This is a genomic window from Faecalicoccus sp., assembly GCF_036552745.1.
Lineage (GTDB): Bacteria > Bacillota_I > Bacilli_A > Erysipelotrichales > Erysipelotrichaceae > Faecalicoccus.
Genome location: NZ_JAXKBY010000114.1, coordinates 1 through 18,476 on the forward strand (window position 1 = coordinate 1; position 18,476 = coordinate 18,476).

General features: G+C 36.4%; 16 protein-coding genes. 5 read left to right on the forward strand and 11 right to left on the reverse strand.

The genetic code is table 11. From position 1 onward, the window contains the following. Window positions 1–211: 211 nt before the first annotated feature. From U0M88_RS05440 to U0M88_RS05490, 11 genes are all read right to left on the reverse strand, one after another. On the reverse strand, window positions 212–1,066 hold the full coding sequence (locus U0M88_RS05440) for a MurR/RpiR family transcriptional regulator (RefSeq protein ID WP_331869150.1): 855 nt from the start codon (window positions 1,064–1,066) through the stop codon (window positions 212–214). Between the two features lie 109 nt (window positions 1,067–1,175). Next, window positions 1,176–1,793 (reverse strand): hypothetical protein, encoded by a 618-nt coding sequence (locus tag U0M88_RS05445; protein WP_331869151.1) that lies wholly within the window; start codon window positions 1,791–1,793, stop codon window positions 1,176–1,178. A 13-nt stretch (window positions 1,794–1,806) separates the two neighbouring features. Next, window positions 1,807–3,939 carry a hydantoinase/oxoprolinase family protein gene (locus U0M88_RS05450; RefSeq protein ID WP_331869152.1) on the reverse strand — a complete coding sequence of 711 codons (2,133 nt, stop codon included), beginning with the start codon at window positions 3,937–3,939 and terminating at the stop codon, window positions 1,807–1,809. An 18-nt stretch (window positions 3,940–3,957) separates the two neighbouring features. Then, on the reverse strand, window positions 3,958–5,238 hold the full coding sequence (locus U0M88_RS05455) for a citrate transporter (protein ID WP_022790065.1): 1,281 nt from the start codon (window positions 5,236–5,238) through the stop codon (window positions 3,958–3,960). Between the two features lie 12 nt (window positions 5,239–5,250). Beyond that, entirely contained in the window at window positions 5,251–6,651 is a 1,401-nt protein-coding gene (locus U0M88_RS05460) for an FAD-dependent oxidoreductase (RefSeq protein ID WP_220412065.1), read from the reverse strand. 255 nt (window positions 6,652–6,906) lie between these two features. Further along, window positions 6,907–7,392 (reverse strand): MarR family winged helix-turn-helix transcriptional regulator, encoded by a 486-nt coding sequence (locus U0M88_RS05465; protein ID WP_022790063.1) that lies wholly within the window; start codon window positions 7,390–7,392, stop codon window positions 6,907–6,909. 80 nt (window positions 7,393–7,472) lie between these two features. Next, a complete protein-coding gene (locus tag U0M88_RS05470) occupies window positions 7,473–8,357 on the reverse strand; it encodes an ROK family protein (protein ID WP_168966410.1) in 885 nt (294 codons plus the stop codon). A 4-nt stretch (window positions 8,358–8,361) separates the two neighbouring features. After that, entirely contained in the window at window positions 8,362–8,811 is a 450-nt protein-coding gene (locus U0M88_RS05475; RefSeq protein WP_117445972.1) for a PTS sugar transporter subunit IIA, read from the reverse strand. Window positions 8,812–8,826: 15 nt separating this feature from the next. Next, a complete protein-coding gene (locus U0M88_RS05480) occupies window positions 8,827–9,489 on the reverse strand; it encodes an HAD family hydrolase (RefSeq protein ID WP_331869153.1) in 663 nt (220 codons plus the stop codon). 62 nt (window positions 9,490–9,551) lie between these two features. Continuing rightward, window positions 9,552–10,982, reverse strand: coding sequence for a PTS mannitol transporter subunit IICB (locus U0M88_RS05485; RefSeq protein WP_117445974.1), 1,431 nt, complete (start codon window positions 10,980–10,982; stop codon window positions 9,552–9,554). 20 nt (window positions 10,983–11,002) lie between these two features. Beyond that, window positions 11,003–12,004: a Gfo/Idh/MocA family protein gene (locus U0M88_RS05490; RefSeq protein WP_220412066.1), complete on the reverse strand. Its 1,002-nt coding sequence runs from the start codon at window positions 12,002–12,004 to the stop codon at window positions 11,003–11,005. A 236-nt stretch (window positions 12,005–12,240) separates the two neighbouring features. On the opposite strand from U0M88_RS05490, the gene U0M88_RS05495 reads away from it, so the two are divergent. The 5 genes from U0M88_RS05495 (at window position 12,241) to U0M88_RS05515 (ending at window position 18,463) form a co-directional block, all read left to right on the forward strand. After that, window positions 12,241–14,160: a BglG family transcription antiterminator gene (locus U0M88_RS05495; RefSeq protein WP_331869154.1), complete on the forward strand. Its 1,920-nt coding sequence runs from the start codon at window positions 12,241–12,243 to the stop codon at window positions 14,158–14,160. Window positions 14,161–14,256: 96 nt separating this feature from the next. Continuing rightward, window positions 14,257–15,270 carry a 3-dehydroquinate synthase gene (aroB, locus tag U0M88_RS05500; RefSeq protein ID WP_331869155.1) on the forward strand — a complete coding sequence of 338 codons (1,014 nt, stop codon included), beginning with the start codon at window positions 14,257–14,259 and terminating at the stop codon, window positions 15,268–15,270. Beyond that, window positions 15,260–16,375 carry a chorismate synthase gene (gene aroC / locus U0M88_RS05505; protein ID WP_331869156.1) on the forward strand — a complete coding sequence of 372 codons (1,116 nt, stop codon included), beginning with the start codon at window positions 15,260–15,262 and terminating at the stop codon, window positions 16,373–16,375. The genes aroB and aroC overlap by 11 nt, the downstream gene beginning before the upstream one ends. Continuing rightward, window positions 16,365–17,630: a 3-phosphoshikimate 1-carboxyvinyltransferase gene (gene aroA / locus U0M88_RS05510; RefSeq protein ID WP_331869157.1), complete on the forward strand. Its 1,266-nt coding sequence runs from the start codon at window positions 16,365–16,367 to the stop codon at window positions 17,628–17,630. Before aroC ends, aroA begins: the two co-directional genes overlap by 11 nt. Next, a complete protein-coding gene (locus U0M88_RS05515; protein ID WP_320802653.1) occupies window positions 17,627–18,463 on the forward strand; it encodes a prephenate dehydrogenase in 837 nt (278 codons plus the stop codon). Before aroA ends, U0M88_RS05515 begins: the two co-directional genes overlap by 4 nt. Window positions 18,464–18,476 lie beyond the last annotated feature (13 nt).

Genomic DNA, 18,476 nt, shown 5'->3' on the forward strand with positions numbered 1-18,476 from the left:
ATCCATCAAATGGGAAGTTGCATGTTTGGTTAAAAATGATTGAGTATTTGTAGTCATAAAGAATACCTCTTTTCTGACTACAATATAAAATCTAATTTGACATTATTTATGCCATATCACCAAATTGTCGGTATAGCGAAACTTTTAATCATTTTTAAAAGAAAAGTATCTTATACTCTAAATTTAGCAATCAATCAAATAACTATTCCTCTTACCATTCATATCGAGCAGACTCTGCCGCTTCGAAAGAATCAATAATTGTATCACTACTTAGTTTTCTTTGACGAAACGCTTTATTATTTTTTAATATAGTCGCATAAATAATATCGAATACTAAAGATATCATGGGAGAGTTGGAAATTACCAATGGGTTTTTGGCAGTCATTGATCCAGGTATCAAAATCTTAACATCTATTAAATCACTTAATTTTGGATTATCATTTTCAGATATCAAAACAGTTTTTACATTTTTCGTCCTAATTTTATCTAAAAAAGGCAAAACACCCTTACTTGTGACTGATGGAACAACAGTAATCAATAAAGAATCTGAGTTCATGTATTCTATAGCTAGCTGGGCTTCAAGATGATCTTTAAGTTCTATTACATCTATTCCTAATTGGCGAAGTTTAAAAGAAAATTCTCCTACAACAAATGATGTTGTGTATATAGAATACATAAATACTTTTGATGCTAGTGGAATCAAAGAAGCTACTTCTTCAATATCCTCTTTTTCCAATAAAGCACATGTACTTAAAATCATCTGTTGATAATCATAAGTAATATAATCCAAAAGATTATCTGCATCCACTTCATTTTCTGACATTCTATCCAACTGTGTATTACTTTGCGCCAAAGCCATCTTAAATTTATTGAAGCCTTTAAAACCCACTTTTCGACAAAATCGATTTATACTTGCTTCCGATGTATTTATCTTATTTGCTAATTCAGAAATCGAATTAGCAATTACATACTCTGGATTATTTATAACAAATTGACTGATTTCATATTCGCTGGATGTAAATGAAGATTCAAGTGAAATAATTTTTAAAACAACTGGCGATTTCATAGTTCCTCCATTTCGATACAATCATTATATAATATTTTAGGCTCAATAAAATATCTTTTCAAAAAGAGAACTCCATCCTCTTACTTGAGAATGGAGCTTTGACGATTCTTTAAAATAATTTTCTAAATTCCTGATATTCTTTTTCAATATCACTATATGTTATGCTCCCTTCCTTGAGCATAAATACATAATCATAATAGTTTGGCAAATAAGTAAGATGCAATAACTCTTTTGCAAATCCATTTGCCGCAATCTCACTAGCAGATTGTATCTTAGCCTCTCTAGTATAATTTAATATTTTAATAGTTGATATTGAATCTAGTTTTTCGGAAACAATTTCTTTGCTGGAAAACTCAAGAAAATGAAAGCATTCATGAGCAAGTATAATTCCCCACATTTCTTCAAAAGATACTGTGTTGGCTTGTGCAAGTTCTTGAACAGATGGTTTATAAAGAAGAATTTTTATTTTTCCTTCCCTGTCGATCGACGACTGAGCCCTAAACTTAACTTTAAAGAAGTCACCATTCTCTTCTGTATAGTGAACATCTATATTCAGCTGAGCAATAATATCTTTGATACTCATATTTTTAAACTCAGCTGCTCTTTTTTTTCCTTCATCTAATGATTCTTGTATATAATACAAAATTTTTTTCTTCGGAATTTTATTGAATAATAAATCTTGTTTAAGTTGTAAATACCCTAAAAAATCATCTGAATAATCAATCATACCTTTACCTTTTTTATTGATATGCCACTGTAAATATTGTATCTGTATCTGTTAAAGATTCAATTTCCACTTCCATAATCGAAACTAGTTGCTCAATAGTTTGCATTCCAGTTAAATCTAACATCTTTTCTTTATAGAAAAGATAGACTTTGGGAATCGTTGCATTTGCATCTGAATATATTGTATGTTCGTCAACAAATGGTAGAAATGAACTTTCTAATTCTCGCTTTTCAAAGATATGGTAGAATGTGTTACTCCCTTTGAATCGCACAACACCTTCACGATCAATCATACAAACATCCGATTTCTTTTGTTTAAAAATAAATTTCTTTTTAATAGTTTGGGAATGCATTAAATTCCAACGGCCTGTTTGGGCAATAAGTTTTATTGATGAAGAATCTACGCCTAATGCATCAGAAGCCAATTTTATCAATTCTTCTTGGCCAATGATCGAATTTTTCAAATTTTTTTGACGCATCTCCGTAGCTCCTGTTGCGATTGCACGAACTATATTCCGTTGTGAATCAACTTCTATGCTTACTTCCACTGTCTCTTCTTGCGCTCCTGATTGCACAATCTTTTCAATAACATCTAAACGAATCTTTTTGATATCTTCATCTGTAGGATTTGCAATAGAGCGTTCGATTTGCTCACGAACCATAGCCAAAGCTACTCCGATGGTTGAAATATATGGGGCATTCTTAGCTATTTTCCATTTATAGCCTAGCTTTTTAGCAAGCGCTGGAACTACAACTGCACCTGAGCCACCGCCTCCAACCAACATCACAAATCCAGGATCAATTTCATATTCGTTGATTAATTCTTGTACGACTGGCTCTAATTTAGAAATTGCCAAATCAATTACTTTTTGCGCTGCTTCCTCTGCAGATATATGTAAATAATCTCCCAATGCCTTCCATGCGACAATATTACTTTCTTGATTTCCTTGTGCATAATCTCCAGCTGGAACATATCCTAAGAGATTAGCTGCACCTGCTAAAGTATAAGAATACGAGATACCCTTTTCCCCGGTAATAATCGCATATTCATCTGGATCTCCCTGACGGGGAGAAACAAAAGATATAAGTGGATCTTTTAAATTCTCTGCATCTGTAAAACACTCATAATCTAAACCCGCAATATGAGCTGATCGCGGACCAACATCACAGATTTCCCCATTTCTAACTCGTATCATAGATCCACCAGCCACTGCTAATGTCCGAACATCAAGGGAACGCAAATATGTTTTATGTCCTCCCACTTGTGCATACTTGATCATTACTTTTCCATTTTTAATGACTGAGATATCAACAGATGTCCCTCCAACCTCAAAGAAAATTCCATCCGAAACTTTTTCATACATTAGAGCTCCGGCAACACCAGCTGCTAGACCAGAAAGCATCGTTAAAATTGGACGTTGACGAACTTCATTAATGCTCATAACTCCACCATCCGCCCTCATAATCATTAAATTGGACTTAATTTTAGTATCTTGTACTGCTTTTTCTGTCATATCTGCTGTCTGCATCATTTTCGGAATCAATGAGGCATTTACCACAGCAGTTCGAGTTCGCATTTTTAATCCATAAAGTTGTGAAATTTCATGTCCTCCTGTTGAGAACATACCCAGCTCCTGCGCCTTTTTTATAACTTTGTTCTCGTTTTCCGGATCATCTACTGAATATGCTTCGGATGCAACAATTACCTCACAATCAGCATCTTTTAATTTACTGATTATTTCCCCCAACATCTCGTCATTTATTTCTGAAGAATCAATAAATTCATGAGTAGATGTTAAATATTTTCCAGGTGCTAATTCAATATGTTCAATGGATGTTTCTTTTTTTGCAGAACGAGCATCCATTCCTGTTCCCATGCCGATTATACCTACTTTTGCTACATCGCCTTCTAATAATGCATTTGTGGCTTGTGTTGTCCCATGGGCAATAAAACTAACATCTTCAGGAAGTATATTATTTTCAGACAATAACTTCTGAATGATTGTTACAATACCTTTTGCTACACCATCCTTATGTGTAGTAGGAATTTTCATCTTCGCAATAACATCATATGTTTCATTATCTATAGCTACAGCATCTGTAAAAGTTCCTCCTACATCAATGCCAATTCTAACTTTCTTTCCCACTTTTAACACCTCAAATTTCTAGTATAGGAAAAATGACGATACAATTAACCCAATTAGCGTTGAAACCGAAATCCATAAAATAGTCTTCTTTAAAATTTCATTTACATCTGTTTTCGTGAAATCTGCAATCCATACATTATGTGAATTTGTTGGATCACACACTGCTTGTACATTTGAATCTAGACGAAGTGCTACCATTGCAGCAACAGGATTCATACCACTTGCAACTAACAATGATATTATCCCCGATCCTAATCCCCAAACATTTAGAGGTCCTCGATAAATAGCTAATGGTGACAATAAGCCAAAAATCAAGACAAACATTAATTGATTTTTAGGAATTGCTAAAGAAATAGCCGGTGACAAGATAGCAGATACCTCGCTGGACATTACAGCATTTAGTAACATTCCGATACCAATCATTAATCCCATTGCACCTGCAACATCTTGAATTCCTTCAACAAATGCAGATGAAACAACATGAATTGGATTTTTTGGAGTAGATAATACCAAAGCAACTACTATCCCAATTAGTATGGATGCAATTAAAGGTACCTTAAACGCAAAAACTAATGCCACCGGAACAATCGGTGAAATTAATGCAATTGCTCGAACCTGTTGTCCATTTCTTGCATTATTAGGCATAGCCCAAGCTTTACTTGTTTTTCCTTGAAACTGGATATAATAAATAATCATAATTACAGATACGATAATTAAAGGAAGTCCAACCATCCAAGAATAACCTGTCACGACATCTAAATCCAACTTTAAAACATCTAAGTAAACTGCAAGTGTATTCACAGAGAATGTTACCCCAATGGCACTAGATAATAATAGAATAATTCCACTAATCATAGGAGACAATCCTGCAGAAATCATAATTGGAATAATAATTGTTCCAACCAAAATCACCATTCCTAATCCGTTACTAGCCGCAAAAATTACCGAACATACTGCCAAAAACACAAGTGCTATCGGCAATGCTTTGTCTCCAGCTAACTCAGCAGCTTTTTTTATAATAGTCTCTGTAACTCCAACTTTTGAAAGTACTTTCCCAAAAATCGCACCAAATACTAAACCTGAAATAGCCGTTGACATTCTCATTGAACCTGCTTCTAATACATCTTTTACAATCGTAAATTTTTCAGGATCAGAAGACATAAATGTTACACCCGCTATAAAAGATATAGCTATTGCCATTACTGGTAAAGCAATAATAGTTGGTAGCTTTCTTGCCATCATCAGACCTACCATTATAAAAAACACCAATAAAATTCCTATTAACTGGATAGTTTCCATATTTTCTCCCTCTTATTTTTTCTCAATATAACTACCTTGCGCAATCAAAAGATTTTGAAGGTTTTTAATGTCTATTTTATTAACAGATTGATTTGTTTGTATTGCTAATGCAGCAGCAGTACCAGCTGCTTGCCCCAATGCTGTCATTGTTGGCGTTGTACGGATTGCTGCCTGTGCCTCAAAAGAGGCGGAGACACACCTTCCGGTCACAATCAAATTTTGAATTTCTTTTGTGATCATAATTTCATATGGAATTGAATAATAACTATCAAAAGTCGAACGATCGAATTTTGCTTCTTTACTCTCTTCTTGTTTATTTACGTGTACAGACAGTGTTCCTTCTCCTTTAGGATTATGAATATCTATCGGATAGCCAGAATGAGCTATGACTGAGTTAAATCTTTTTTGTTCCAATAGATCCTCACCTGTTAACTTATAAACTCCTTGAATCTGTCTCGATCCTCTTACACCCACACTAGGACCGGTATAAGCAATCTTAGAGTTTTCAAAACCTGGAACGTATTTTATAAGAAACTTGTATAACTCTTCACATTGTTTACGTCCTATGATTTCTGCATTCGTCAATCCTAGAGCTGAGGCACCGTTTTCATTAATGATCCTAGTCGTATTGATAATATATTCACCTGGTGTACTGGTTTCAAAGAATAATACATCTTCTCGAGGTATTGTTATCTCTCCTAATTCCTTCGCCCTTTTGAACTCTTCTTCAAAGCCTACAAATGATAATGCTTCTACTTTTTTCATCACTTCTATATCTCTGTTTAGCCTTGGAAATTTCTTTGGATTCTGTAAAACTGTTTTCTTCAATTTACTTGTATCAACTCCATATACTTTCATATTCATTGTTAACGGTTGAGTTGCATTATCTGATTCTCTACCTAATGTAAATGGAATGCCGGCCTCAACAGCTAAGTCACCGTCTCCTGTCGCATCAATAAAGATTTTTGCATTTATAGTAGATATGCCATCCTTATTTACAATATCAATCGATTTAATTGTATTCCCGTTTTTATTTATACCGATAATATAGGTGTGATATAAGAGCGTAACATTACTGTCTATAGCCATTTCATCTAAAACTATTTTTAATCCTTCCGCAGAAAAAGGTGTCACATAAGAAATATAATGGGTAGAGTCATAAACATGCCCTGGCGAATACCCTCTTTCTTTTAACCTTTTTACGATTTCTTCTCCAATACCTTGAATAACTTGTTTTTCTCCTGCAAAAAAAGTCATCATAGGTCCTACACCATTTGCAGTTAACGTGCCTCCTAAATATCCGTTCTGATCAATCAACAGAACACTCATATCATTGCGAGCAGCTGCAATTGCTGCACAAGTGCCCGACATTCCTCCACCAGCAACAATAACATCATATTCTTTTTTTATCACATTCTTCTTCTTGATATATTGTAGAGACTCATCTGACGGTCAATACAATATCCTTTCTCCTTTCATTACATGATTCAAATTTTAAGCGCTTACATAGTAAGTATATCAATATGTCAGTTTATGTCAATATAATTGACATTTTAAAATCAAATTTATTTTGAAATTCTTTTTACACTTAACTTTACAATTGATTTTATGATTATTTCTTGTCTTTATATGTGTAAAGTTTTGACAAAAAAACTGCCTTGCGGCAGTTTATGCTCCTCTCTTTTGATCCGAATATTCATCGCTGAAATATTCTAAGATATTTTCCAATGCCTCGTTTAAGACTTCATTTTCTTCCAAACCTAGATCACCAATAGCTTTATCGATCATATTCGCATGGAATTCATCATGAATCTTTAGTACATCCAACGCTTTAGGTGTATTTCTTAATCGGACAATTCTACGATCATTTTCATCACGATAACGTTCTACATAACCCTTCTTTTCCAAACGAGAAACATTGGTTGTCAAAGTCCCTGATGTCACCATTAAACTTCTGGCTAAATGGCTCATCGTATTGGAACTGGCTCTTTGAATTCTTTCCAGAATATGAACTTCTGTAATCGATAGCTCTACACCCTTTTGTTTCAGGTTATTGGCTTCAATATATAGAATATAATTAAACAATCCAACTAAAAGCTCATTCAATGTATGGCGTGTTTTCTGTTTTCTTTCTTGTTTTTCTTCTTGTGTCATTGGTATCAAAATACCTTGTTTTGAAAGACAAGTCAAGCACGGAATTCAAAAAGAACCTGTTTGTTTCAACAGGTCCCATTTTATAGTTCTTGTTTAAGCCAATATGCATAAGCTCCAGCCATACCAGCCTGGTTTTGTAGAGTTGCGAATTTCAGAGTTGTATTCCTATACATCTCTTCGTTCAAAAATTTCTGCATATATTTTTGCATAATAGGCTCTAAATACTCTTTTTGAGCCATAATTCCCCCACCAAGAACCACTACCTGAGGATTGAATAAACAAACACAGTTACTGATGCCTTGTATGATGTTTCTACAAAGTACATCAATAGCCTCTACGCACATTAAATCACCCTGCTTGGCTCTTTCAAAGATGATTTTGCCGTTCAGTCCTTTTTGAGATGTCTTTTCCTCTACATAATGCACCAAAGCTGTCGTGCTACCTGTATTTTCAAAATGCTTTCCATTCAGCCACATATACCCAATTTCTCCGGCACTACCACTATAACCATGATATACTTGCTCATCAATGATCAATGCTCCACCTACACCTGTGCCGATTGTTAACATCAGCGCACTTTGTGCTCCCTGAGCTGCTCCAAAAACTGCTTCTCCTAACGCTGCAGCATTTACATCATTTTCCATCCAGCATGGAATGCCAAATACACGCTCATAATAGGCTTTTAATCCCATTCCTGTATATTCCGGAATGTTTTCATTTGCATAAATGATTGAACCTTTCTGCGCATCCACCATACCTGCAGTCGAAATAGCAATTCCTTTGATTTCGTAAGTCTTTTGATTTTCCTGAATGATTGATTCTACTTTTTTTAAAATACCCGGCCCCTTGATAACCTTGGCATCTGTATCTACTTCACCACGTTCTACAAATGTTAATTCACCCTTTTTTTCATCTATAAGTCCATATTTTATAGATGTTCCTCCAATATCAAATGTTATGATCATAAATTTATTCTTCCTTCATTTCATTAAGCAGCCTCAAAAATTCTGAGGCATTTTTTGACTCTACAAGCTTATCAACATTTTCTTCATCCATCAATACATTTGCTAATTCACTGATTAACTCAAGGTGACTATCAGCATCTACTGCTGCTAATGTGATTACCAAAGAAACAGGATCAAATTTTTCACTTCCAAAAGGTACAGGAGGATTTAATGTTGTAAAATGCACAGATAACTGATTTACTCCACATTCCGGTCTAGCATGTGCTAAAGCTACGTGATTGCCTAATACGATATACGGTCCAATCTTATGTACAGTTTCAATCATTGCATCAATATAACTGTTTTCTATTTTTTTTGTTTCCAGCAAATACTGTGCTGATTTTCGTATGGCATCTTCCCAATCTGTTGCATGAACTCCAATACTTATATTTTCTTCTGAAATCTTTTCCAGCATCTGTTTATCCTCCCTTTATTCTTTTTTTAAAAAATATGATTCGATCTCGCTCAAATCTATATCCTTTAAAGAGTTAACCATTTTATAATAGCCAGTAAACGGACTATCTTTTGTAATCATGTTAGGAACGATCAAACACGGCATAGAAGCTCTTTGCGCCGCAATAAGCCCATTCAAAGAATCTTCAATAGCCAGACATTCCTCCGGCTTACAATCCAATAATTCAGCTGCTTTAAGAAAAATATCAGGCGCCGGCTTTATATTCTCGCTTAATTCAGCAGTCGAAAAAGCATCAAAATAGTCCAATAAGCCTAACCTTTTTAATTGTGTAAAAGGCTTTTTTCGCGTTGCCGAAGTTGCAATTGCTAATTTTAACCCCTCTGATTTGGCCCGTATGATCAACTCTTTAACACCTTCCATCGCCGGAAGGCGATTGGTTCTTTCAATATAGTCCTGTGTTGCTTCTTTTTCAAATTCTTCAATAGGAACATGATCTCCCAATTCTTTTTTAATAAATCGAAACAGGTTCTGACTGTTGGCTCCCACACACACTAAATAATCATTGACTTTCAAATCATAATCATATGTTTTTTTTAGCCATTCTTTGTATATATAATACCATTCTGCTTCTGTATCTACAATGACACCGTCAAAATCAAAAACAAGTGCTTTTAACATATTTTCCCTGCTTTCTTCAATGAAAGGCAAGAATCCAAAACCGGAGGATCCTTGCCTTTTGTTTATTTATTTCTTGATGAAACGATATTATTCACCAGTTCGTCATATTCCGGTGCATTCAGATAGTCTTCAATAGAAATAATTTTGATATCCGGCTGTTTTTCGTGAGCTACATCTTTTAATGAAACATGCGTTACGATAATATCTGCATCCTCTCTAGGAAGATCCATGACACGGGCATGTTCAACACCAATATCAGTTATGCCAGCTTTCTTCAACTTTTTCGCAATCACGCTGGCTCCCATAGCTGAAGACCCCAATCCGGCATCACATACATAAAGAACCTTTTTTATAGCACTATAATCAACCTCTTGTTCCTTATCTTCAAAGACAGAAGAGATTCTAGATTTCTTACCTTTCAAAGATTCCATTGTCTTAGCTGCTTCTTTTAAGCTCTTGTTAACTTCCGCTTCATCTACATCTTTAGAGCCTTTTAAAATAATAGAAGCTACAATACCACTGGCAGCAGCCGAGGCAAGAACGGCTAATAAGATTTTTAACTGATCGCCGGCAGCAGACATCATCATGATTGTGATGATACTTCCTGGTGAACTAACACCTACTAATCCTACTCCAAATAACGTAAACAGGAATGTTCCTACGATACCTCCGGCAATAGCCGCAATAACCAATACCGGTTTCATCAAAATAAATGGGAAATAAATCTCATGAATACCACCAAAGAAATGAATCACCGTGGCTCCATATGCATTTGCTTTGGAATTTCCTTTTCCAAACAGACAGTAGGCTAACAGAATTCCCAAACCTGGTCCCGGATTGGATTCCAATAAGAACAATACAGATTTACCCAATTCATCCAACTGAGTAGTTCCTAATGGTGTCAAAATCCCCTGACCAATCGCATTATTTAAAAATAATACTTTAGCCGGTTCAATAAAGATAGCTGTCAAAGGCAACAGATTATTGTTTTCCAAAGCTGACACACCAGCTGCAAAGAAACCGGAAAGTGATGTAATGGCTGGCGCTAATACGACACAACCAAATACCGCAATAATGGCACCCAGAATCGCAACTGTCAAGTTCCCAATCAATAACTCAAACCCAACAGGAATGTGCGGTTCAATCACACCATCCACTTTTTTCAATATCCATGCTGCAATTGGAGAAATGATCATTGCTCCTAACAACATCGTAATATTCGCACCAATGACAACTCCCATAGTAGTAAAGGCTCCTATAACAGCTCCTTTTTCTCCATAGACCATCTTCCCTCCGGCAACACCGATTAGTACCGGAAGAAGATAAGTCAATACAGGAGCTACAAAACCTTTTAATGTATCATTCGCAAGCCAAATTCCTAAAGCCGTTAAGATACCCCATCCCATAAAGGCACCCAGGTTAGGAAGAACCATGGCGCTTAACTTACCACCTAGACGCTGCGCTTTCACACGCAACGAGACATTGTTTGACATATACTCTCCCTTCTTGTTAGTTACAATTCAACTTCTTTACCTTCTTTGATTGATCTTTCAATTGCATCAACTACACGCAATGCATCATAAGACTGTTTAGGTGTAATAATTGATTTTGTGTTAGAAGCTACATTATTAACAAAAGCCATAACTTCTTCGGCTAAATCTCCACAAACTTCGCCATTGACATAATACCAGTGACGGCTATCCGGATATTCAATTCCTTTTTCGGATACAAAACGTACACCATAGTCACAAGAATCAACGTAAGCAACACCCTTTGTTCCCACTAATTCAACTTTATCATCAATGATTGTTGGGGAATTTTCCGGCAATGTCCAACAAGCTTCCATGCATGCAACCGTACCATTTTCATAGGTTACGATGGCATAAATAACATCATTCATGCCATTTTCTTTCAACAATACACTACGATTCTTAGCAAACACTTTTACTGGCTGACATCCAATCCACCAGTTCAGATAATCAATATCATGAATCATTACATGCATGCTCAAATCACTAGCTCCGATATAACGTCTTGGACCAATAATTGGTGAGTTTCTACGCACATAACAGTGGATGATATCACCTAATTCTCCGCTATCTAAACGTTCCTTGATCATCGCAAAACGTGGATCAAATCGCAACAAGAAACCTGTTGTAAACACTTTGCCATAGTCTTTTGTGATTTCATACAAAGCTTTTCCATCTTCTAATTCTTTCGCTAATGGTTTTTCCAAAAGAATATGCTTATTTGCTTTTACCGCAAGCTCCACAGCTTCTCTATGTAAATTGTCTGGCAATACAATACTTACAGCTTCAATACTATTGTCTGCTAAAAGATCTTTATAATCCTTATATAAAGCAACACCAGGGAATTCAGTTTTCAACTGCTCTCTTCTTGTATCATTAAATTCACAAAGCGCTACCAATTCTACCTGTGGCAACTTCTGATAAATCTGCGCATGGTAGGTTCCCATCTGTCCTACTCCGATAACTCCTACTTTAATTGTACTCAACGTAATTCCTCCTCTTTGCAAAATATGCATCTTTCGTTAGATTGAAAGGCCTTTCATTTTCTGATTCCATTCTATTCTGTTTAATGTTTAAATAAAAGACAAGCATTTACCGTTTGAAATGGCAGTAGTTTATAATATATTCTATTCTAAAATTGCCATTTGAGTTGGCAATGACTTATAATGCTATCTTTTTTCACAAAAGTTATAATAAATATGGATGATTAGGAGGTGTGTCCGTGTTTTCTTATAATCGCTTACAAGAAATTTTTACTTTCCTCGCTTCTCAAAAAGGACCCCTTTCCCCTGAAGAGCTAGCTAGAAAATTTCAGATTTCCAAGAGAACTTTACGCAATGACATCCGCATCCTCAACGAAGAACTGGCACCATGGAATGCTAAGATTTTGACGAAAAGAGGGAATGGTTATATTTTGGAAATTCCCGAAGATTCATTGATCCTATTGCAGAATGATACAACGCCAGATGGAAGTTTAGATTCTGTAGATAAAAGAATTAATCACATTATCATCTATATGCTTTACTCAGATGATTTCAAAACACAAGACGATCTTGCCAATGAAGTATTTGTAAGCATCAATACGATTATTAGCTATCTAAAGACTGTACGTTTGATTCTTCAAAAATATGATTTAACCCTCAAAAATAAGCCCAATGTAGGTTACAAAATTGAAGGCTCTGAAATAAATAAGCGAAATTGCATCATAGATTTGGTCACATCCAATTACAATGCTTATGTATCTAAGTTTTCAAATGAGCAGCAGGCGCTTCTAAAAGATTTAGAATTTGAGCAGATCCAAGAGCTGGTCACAGATTTCAACAAGAAAAACGGCATGCACTTTTCAGACTACAATCTTAGAAACCTGATTCTTCATATTGCCTTATCCGTATCAAGAATTCAGGCAGATCAAAATATGGAGAGCCATGACTTTTCTGTAGATAGTCAGACTCAAAACCTTCTTTCGCCATTGATTGAATGTATAGAATCAACATTTCATACTCGTTTTAGCGAAAGCGAAAAAAACTACATTTATTCGCATTATATATCCAATACCAATGAGCTTTTAAACAACCATGCGAATATTGATTATGTACATCAAATTGTTTCTAGTATCATCAATATGATCTATGAGCTTTATCATTTTGATTTAAGATCTGACTATATTTTGGAAAGAGATTTAAACCATCATCTTCAGTCTATACTCAATACACATTATTTAGATTTACATAAGAAGAATCCTTTATTGAATACGATCAAAAATAACTATATTCTTTCTTATGAAGTTACTGAAACGGTAATTAAACAAGTTTTTAAGAATGAACCTTTTGATCTCAGCGATGATGAAATTGGGTATATTTCCCTTCATATCGGTGCAGCTATTGAACGATATTTTGATTTAAGGAATTCAAAACATAAAAAAGTAATGATTCTCTATGATAATGGCTATGCAACTGGGAGCTTTTTATCCGCCAAAATCAGCAAATTGTTCTCAAATAATATTGATATCATCAAGGTGGCTCCTTCCAATGAATTGGAAGATATGGATTTAGAATCAGTGGACTGCATAATCTCTACGGTTCCCTTATCTAATACAAAGATTCCATGCGTAACTGTTGAAATGCCCTTATTAAGAAAAGATATTGAGAATATCACTCGCGCTCTTACTATGAGCAATATGCATCCTGTAGATCAAATTCAAAACTTTTTTGATCCTAAGTTATTTGTTCACACACATGTCCACAATAAAAAAGAAATTATTCATATACTCTGTGAGCTCCTTCGAAATGCCGGATATGTAGATGAACGTTTTGAAAAAAGTGTATTTGAAAGAGAGAACAAGGTTTCTACAGTAATGGATGGAGTCATTGCAATTCCCCACCCTTTGGAAATGTGTTCGCTTAAAAGTAAGATAGCTATAGGAATATTGGATGAACCTATTCATTGGTCTGGTAAAGATACAGCACAAATTATTTTAATGTTAGGGTTATCCGATGAATCTAAAAAAGATATTGAAAAGCTCTACGATACCTTTGTAGAAATGATGCACAACCCCCAACTTCAGAGTTTATTATTGAAAACTGAAAATCTAAATGATTTTTTACAGATCTTAAAAGATCATATTTCATTAGATAATTTTTAAGGACTCAAGGAGTCCTTTTTTCATTTATTTTGAAAATCTTTCATTCTTTACATCATGAATCCATTTTCATGGTATCATAATGCAGAGGTGAAACATATGAAAATGACAGTTAATCTTAAAGATCGATCTTATCCGATCTTAATTGAAAGTGGTGCTCTTTCTCATATAGATACAATACTCGATGATAATCGAAAACTGGCTTTGATTGCCGATGATGCGATTCCGGAACAATGGATACAAAAGATCAAAGACCAGTGTCCAAACAGCTTTGTGATTCGTTTCCCCCAGGGAGAAGCATCCAAGTGCTTTTCACAATATGAAAATCTATTAAAACAATGTATTGATCATGATATGACAAGAAAAGATGCGATTGTAGCTATCGGTGGTGGTGTGACCGGTGATTTGGCAGGATTTGTGGCCTCCAGTTATATGCGCGGCATTGATTTCTATAATATTCCCACTACTTTATTGGCACAGGTCGATTCCAGTGTGGGCGGTAAGGTAGCCATCGATGTGGCTTCTTATAAAAATATCGTTGGTGCTTTTCATCAACCAAAAGGTGTAATCATTGATCCGAATGTTCTCTCTACGCTGTCTCAAAGACAAATTCATAATGGACTTGTGGAAGCTTTAAAAACCGGGTTGATTCAAGATGAAAAGCTTGTCGAACTTTTTGAACAAGACACACTTGATATTCCACAGATCATTGAGCGTTCTATCAATGTAAAAAGACAAGTTGTTGAACAAGATGAAAGAGAAAGTGGCTTGCGAAAAATCTTAAATTTTGGGCACACTATTGGTCATGCGATTGAAGGTGCCTATGGACTCGATACCTATCTGCATGGAGAATGTGTGGCAATGGGAATGTTGTTCTTTATTGAAGATCAGCCATTAAAAGAGCGTGTTTTATCGATCTATAAACGACTCGATCTGCCTAAAGTTCCCGATTATGACATTGATACTTTAATGAGCTATATTCAACATGACAAAAAAAGCAGTGCACAAACGGTCAGTATCGTAAAAGTTAGACAGGCAGGAACTTTTGAGATTGAAGAGATGACATACGAACAAATCCGAAACGTATTAGAAAGAGGTCCCTATGAAAAATAGTATCGGAAACAATATCACAATGACGATCTTTGGTGAAAGTCATGGTCCTTGTGTCGGTGTGACCTTGGATGGACTTCCCAGTGGTTTTAAGATCGACTTAGACTTTTTATATGATGACATGGAAAAGCGTAGAGCTGTAGGCTTGATTTCTACGCAACGCCATGAAGAGGATCATCCGGAGATTGTATCTGGTTTTTTCAATGGTTATACAACGGGTACGCCTTTAACTCTGTTGATTGCCAATAAAGACCAACATTCAAAGGATTATGAAAAGATCAAGGGACGATTGCGCCCCGGCCATGCGGATTATACTGCCTTTGAACGATACAACGGTTATCAGGATTATCGTGGTGGTGGTCATTTTTCAGGTCGGTTGACCTCCTGCATGGTCGCTGCGGGAAATATCTGCAAACAAATCTTAATGGCAAAAGGTGTCCAGATTGGCTCTCACATGGAACAGTTATACAACTTAAAAGACATTCCTTTTAGTCAGGATATTGACGTTTTAAATCAACAGATTCAACAAGTTAACCAGATGAAGTTTGCCGTATTAGATGCAGCCATGGAAGAACCGATGAAAGAAGCTGCTTTACAGGCACAAAAAGAAGGCGATTCAATTGGCGGTATTTTAGAAACAGCCATCACCGGTTATCCGGCAGGAATCGGCGATCCCATCTTTGGAGCCTTGGAAAGTACATTGACACAGATTTTATATTCTATTCCCGCTGTTAAAGGCATCAGCTTTGGTTTAGGTTTTGGCTTTGCGAATTTAAAAGGAAGTCAGGCAAACGATCCTTTTTATTTTGATGGCCAGATTCGTACATCAACCAACAACAATGCCGGAATCAATGGAGGAATCTCCAACGGAATGCCAATTCTCATTCATACTTGTGTCAAACCGACTTCTTCCATTTATAAAGTACAAGATTCCGTCGATTACGCAACCAAACAAAATGTAAAGCTGCAGATCGTCGGTCGCCACGACCCCTGCATCATTCATCGCGCCCGTATCGTCGTTGATAACATGTTAAGCTTTGGCTTATTAGATGCCTGGATGTCAAAAGCGGCTCTGGCACCCTTTGAAGGAGAACAGTATGAAAGTTAAGATCTATCCTTCCAAAGTCCATGGAACTATCGCCATTCCCAGCAGCAAGTCCATGGCCCACCGTGCTTTGATTTGTGCCTCATTAGCCAAAGGGTGCAGTACGCTTTCCGGGATCACGCCTTCCAAAGATATTGAAGCTACCATTTCGTGCATGCAGGCATTAGGTGCAAAAATCGAACAAGTAGAGGACAACTACATCGTTCATGGAACCAACTTACAAGTACAGGTACAAAACATCCTCTGTGATTGCCACGAATCTGGATCCACATTGCGTTTTTTGATTCCGGTAGCTTCCTTAACAAACCAAAAAGTGACTTTTATCGGACAAGGACGACTGATGAAACGTCCTATGGATATCTACCAAACTTTATTCGACCAGCAAAATCTTTCCTTTATACAGGAAGAGGATCATATTGAAATTCAGGGTGCATTAAAAGAGAACCACTATACGATTCCAGGTAATGTATCCAGTCAGTTTATCAGCGGACTTTTATTCACACTTCCTTTACTTCCAAAGGAAAGTACAATAACGATTCAAGAACCGTTTGAATCCAAAAGTTATGTAGATTTGACCCTGCAAATGTTAAAGAATTTCGGTATAACGATTTATCAAAAAGGAAATACGTATAGCATTCCCGGCAGTCAGCACTATCAGGCAAAAAATGTTCATGTGGAAGGCGATTATTCCCAAATGGCTTTCTTTGGGGTGTTAGCATCTCTACAAAGTGAATTAACGATTACGAATATGGATCCTGACTCCATGCAGGGAGATAAAGCCATCTTACAACAATTACAAAATGCCGGTGCCAAGGTATCCATCAAAAACAATCAAATTACCGTTACCCATCAACCGTTACAGGCACAGACCATTGATCTGGCCAATTGCCCGGATCTTGGCCCTATTCTTTGTGTACTGGCAAGCTTCTGTAAAGGATGCACGCACTTCATTCACGCAAAGCGACTTCGCATCAAAGAAAGCGATCGTATTGAAGCTATGGAATCGGAATTAAAAAAGTGGGGTGTTGATATTTCATCTACCGAAGATACGATCACCATCTATGGTAAAGAAGCCTATGATCGCAAAGACGTTATCATTGATGGACATAATGATCATCGTATCGTGATGGCGATGAGCGTTTTCGGCCTTTGTGCAAAATATCCTTCTGTGATTCAAGGTGCTGAAGCCATCACAAAAAGTTATCCGACATTTTTCGATGATATTTGTAAAATTCATGGAAAGGTGGAAAACGTATGAAAACAATCGGAATCATTGGACTGGGTGTCATGGGCGCCAGCTTTGCCAGTCGTTTAAGCCATAAAGGCTATACGGTTTATGGTTTTGAACGATCCCAGGAAACACTGGATATTGCCTTACAGAATCAGATCATTCAAAAAGGCACGACAGAACCGGAAACCCTGTTAAAAGAATGCGATCTGATCATCATTGCTCTTTACCCAACACAGATTTTGCCTTGGATCAGACAATACCAGCATGCCTGCAAAGATAAAGCAATTCTCATGGATATCAGCGGTGTCAAAAGCAATATCATCAAACCGGTACAAGCCGTTTTAAGAGAGGATTTAGAGCTCATCAGCATTCATCCCATGTGCGGTAGAGAATCCAGAGGCATACAGTTTAGCGATGAAACCATTTTTGATCAGGCCAACTATATCGTTGTACCAACTGACCAAAATACTCCGGAAGCGATCGAACTAGCCAAACAGCTGGGGGTGATTTTAGGCGTTAAAAACATCAGTACCCTGAGTATTGAAGAACATGATCGCATGATCGGCTTTTTATCCCAGTTGACCCATGTGATTGCGGTCAGCCTGATGAACACGCATGAAAATGCACATCTTGTAGAATATACCGGTGACAGCTTCCGCGATCTGACTCGTATTGCCGAAATCAACGAAGATCTATGGAGCGAATTATTCTTATTAAACAAAGAAATCTTATTAGATGAAACAGACCAGTTTATCGCCTCGATCCAACACTTTAGGGATGTCTTGGATCAGGAAGACGTCGAAGAAATGAAACGTCTGTTTATTCAATCCACAAAACGAAGAAAACGATTCACCAAATAAAGGAAGCCTCCAG

Bases quoted from the DNA above. Each gene is read 5' to 3' on its own strand.
- U0M88_RS05440 (WP_331869150.1), bottom strand. From the start codon at position 1,066: ATGAAATCGCCAGTTGTTTTAAAAATTATTTCACTTGAATCTTCATTT.
- U0M88_RS05445 (WP_331869151.1), bottom strand. From the start codon at position 1,793: ATGATTGATTATTCAGATGATTTTTTAGGGTATTTACAACTTAAACAA.
- U0M88_RS05455 (WP_022790065.1), bottom strand. From the start codon at position 5,238: ATGGAAACTATCCAGTTAATAGGAATTTTATTGGTGTTTTTTATAATG.
- U0M88_RS05465 (WP_022790063.1), bottom strand. From the start codon at position 7,392: ATGACACAAGAAGAAAAACAAGAAAGAAAACAGAAAACACGCCATACA.
- U0M88_RS05470 (WP_168966410.1), bottom strand. From the start codon at position 8,357: ATGATCATAACATTTGATATTGGAGGAACATCTATAAAATATGGACTT.
- U0M88_RS05475 (WP_117445972.1), bottom strand. From the start codon at position 8,811: ATGCTGGAAAAGATTTCAGAAGAAAATATAAGTATTGGAGTTCATGCA.
- U0M88_RS05480 (WP_331869153.1), bottom strand. From the start codon at position 9,489: ATGTTAAAAGCACTTGTTTTTGATTTTGACGGTGTCATTGTAGATACA.
- U0M88_RS05485 (WP_117445974.1), bottom strand. From the start codon at position 10,982: ATGTCAAACAATGTCTCGTTGCGTGTGAAAGCGCAGCGTCTAGGTGGT.
- aroB (WP_331869155.1), top strand. From the start codon at position 14,257: ATGAAAATGACAGTTAATCTTAAAGATCGATCTTATCCGATCTTAATT.
- aroC (WP_331869156.1), top strand. From the start codon at position 15,260: ATGAAAAATAGTATCGGAAACAATATCACAATGACGATCTTTGGTGAA.
- aroA (WP_331869157.1), top strand. From the start codon at position 16,365: ATGAAAGTTAAGATCTATCCTTCCAAAGTCCATGGAACTATCGCCATT.
- U0M88_RS05515 (WP_320802653.1), top strand. From the start codon at position 17,627: ATGAAAACAATCGGAATCATTGGACTGGGTGTCATGGGCGCCAGCTTT.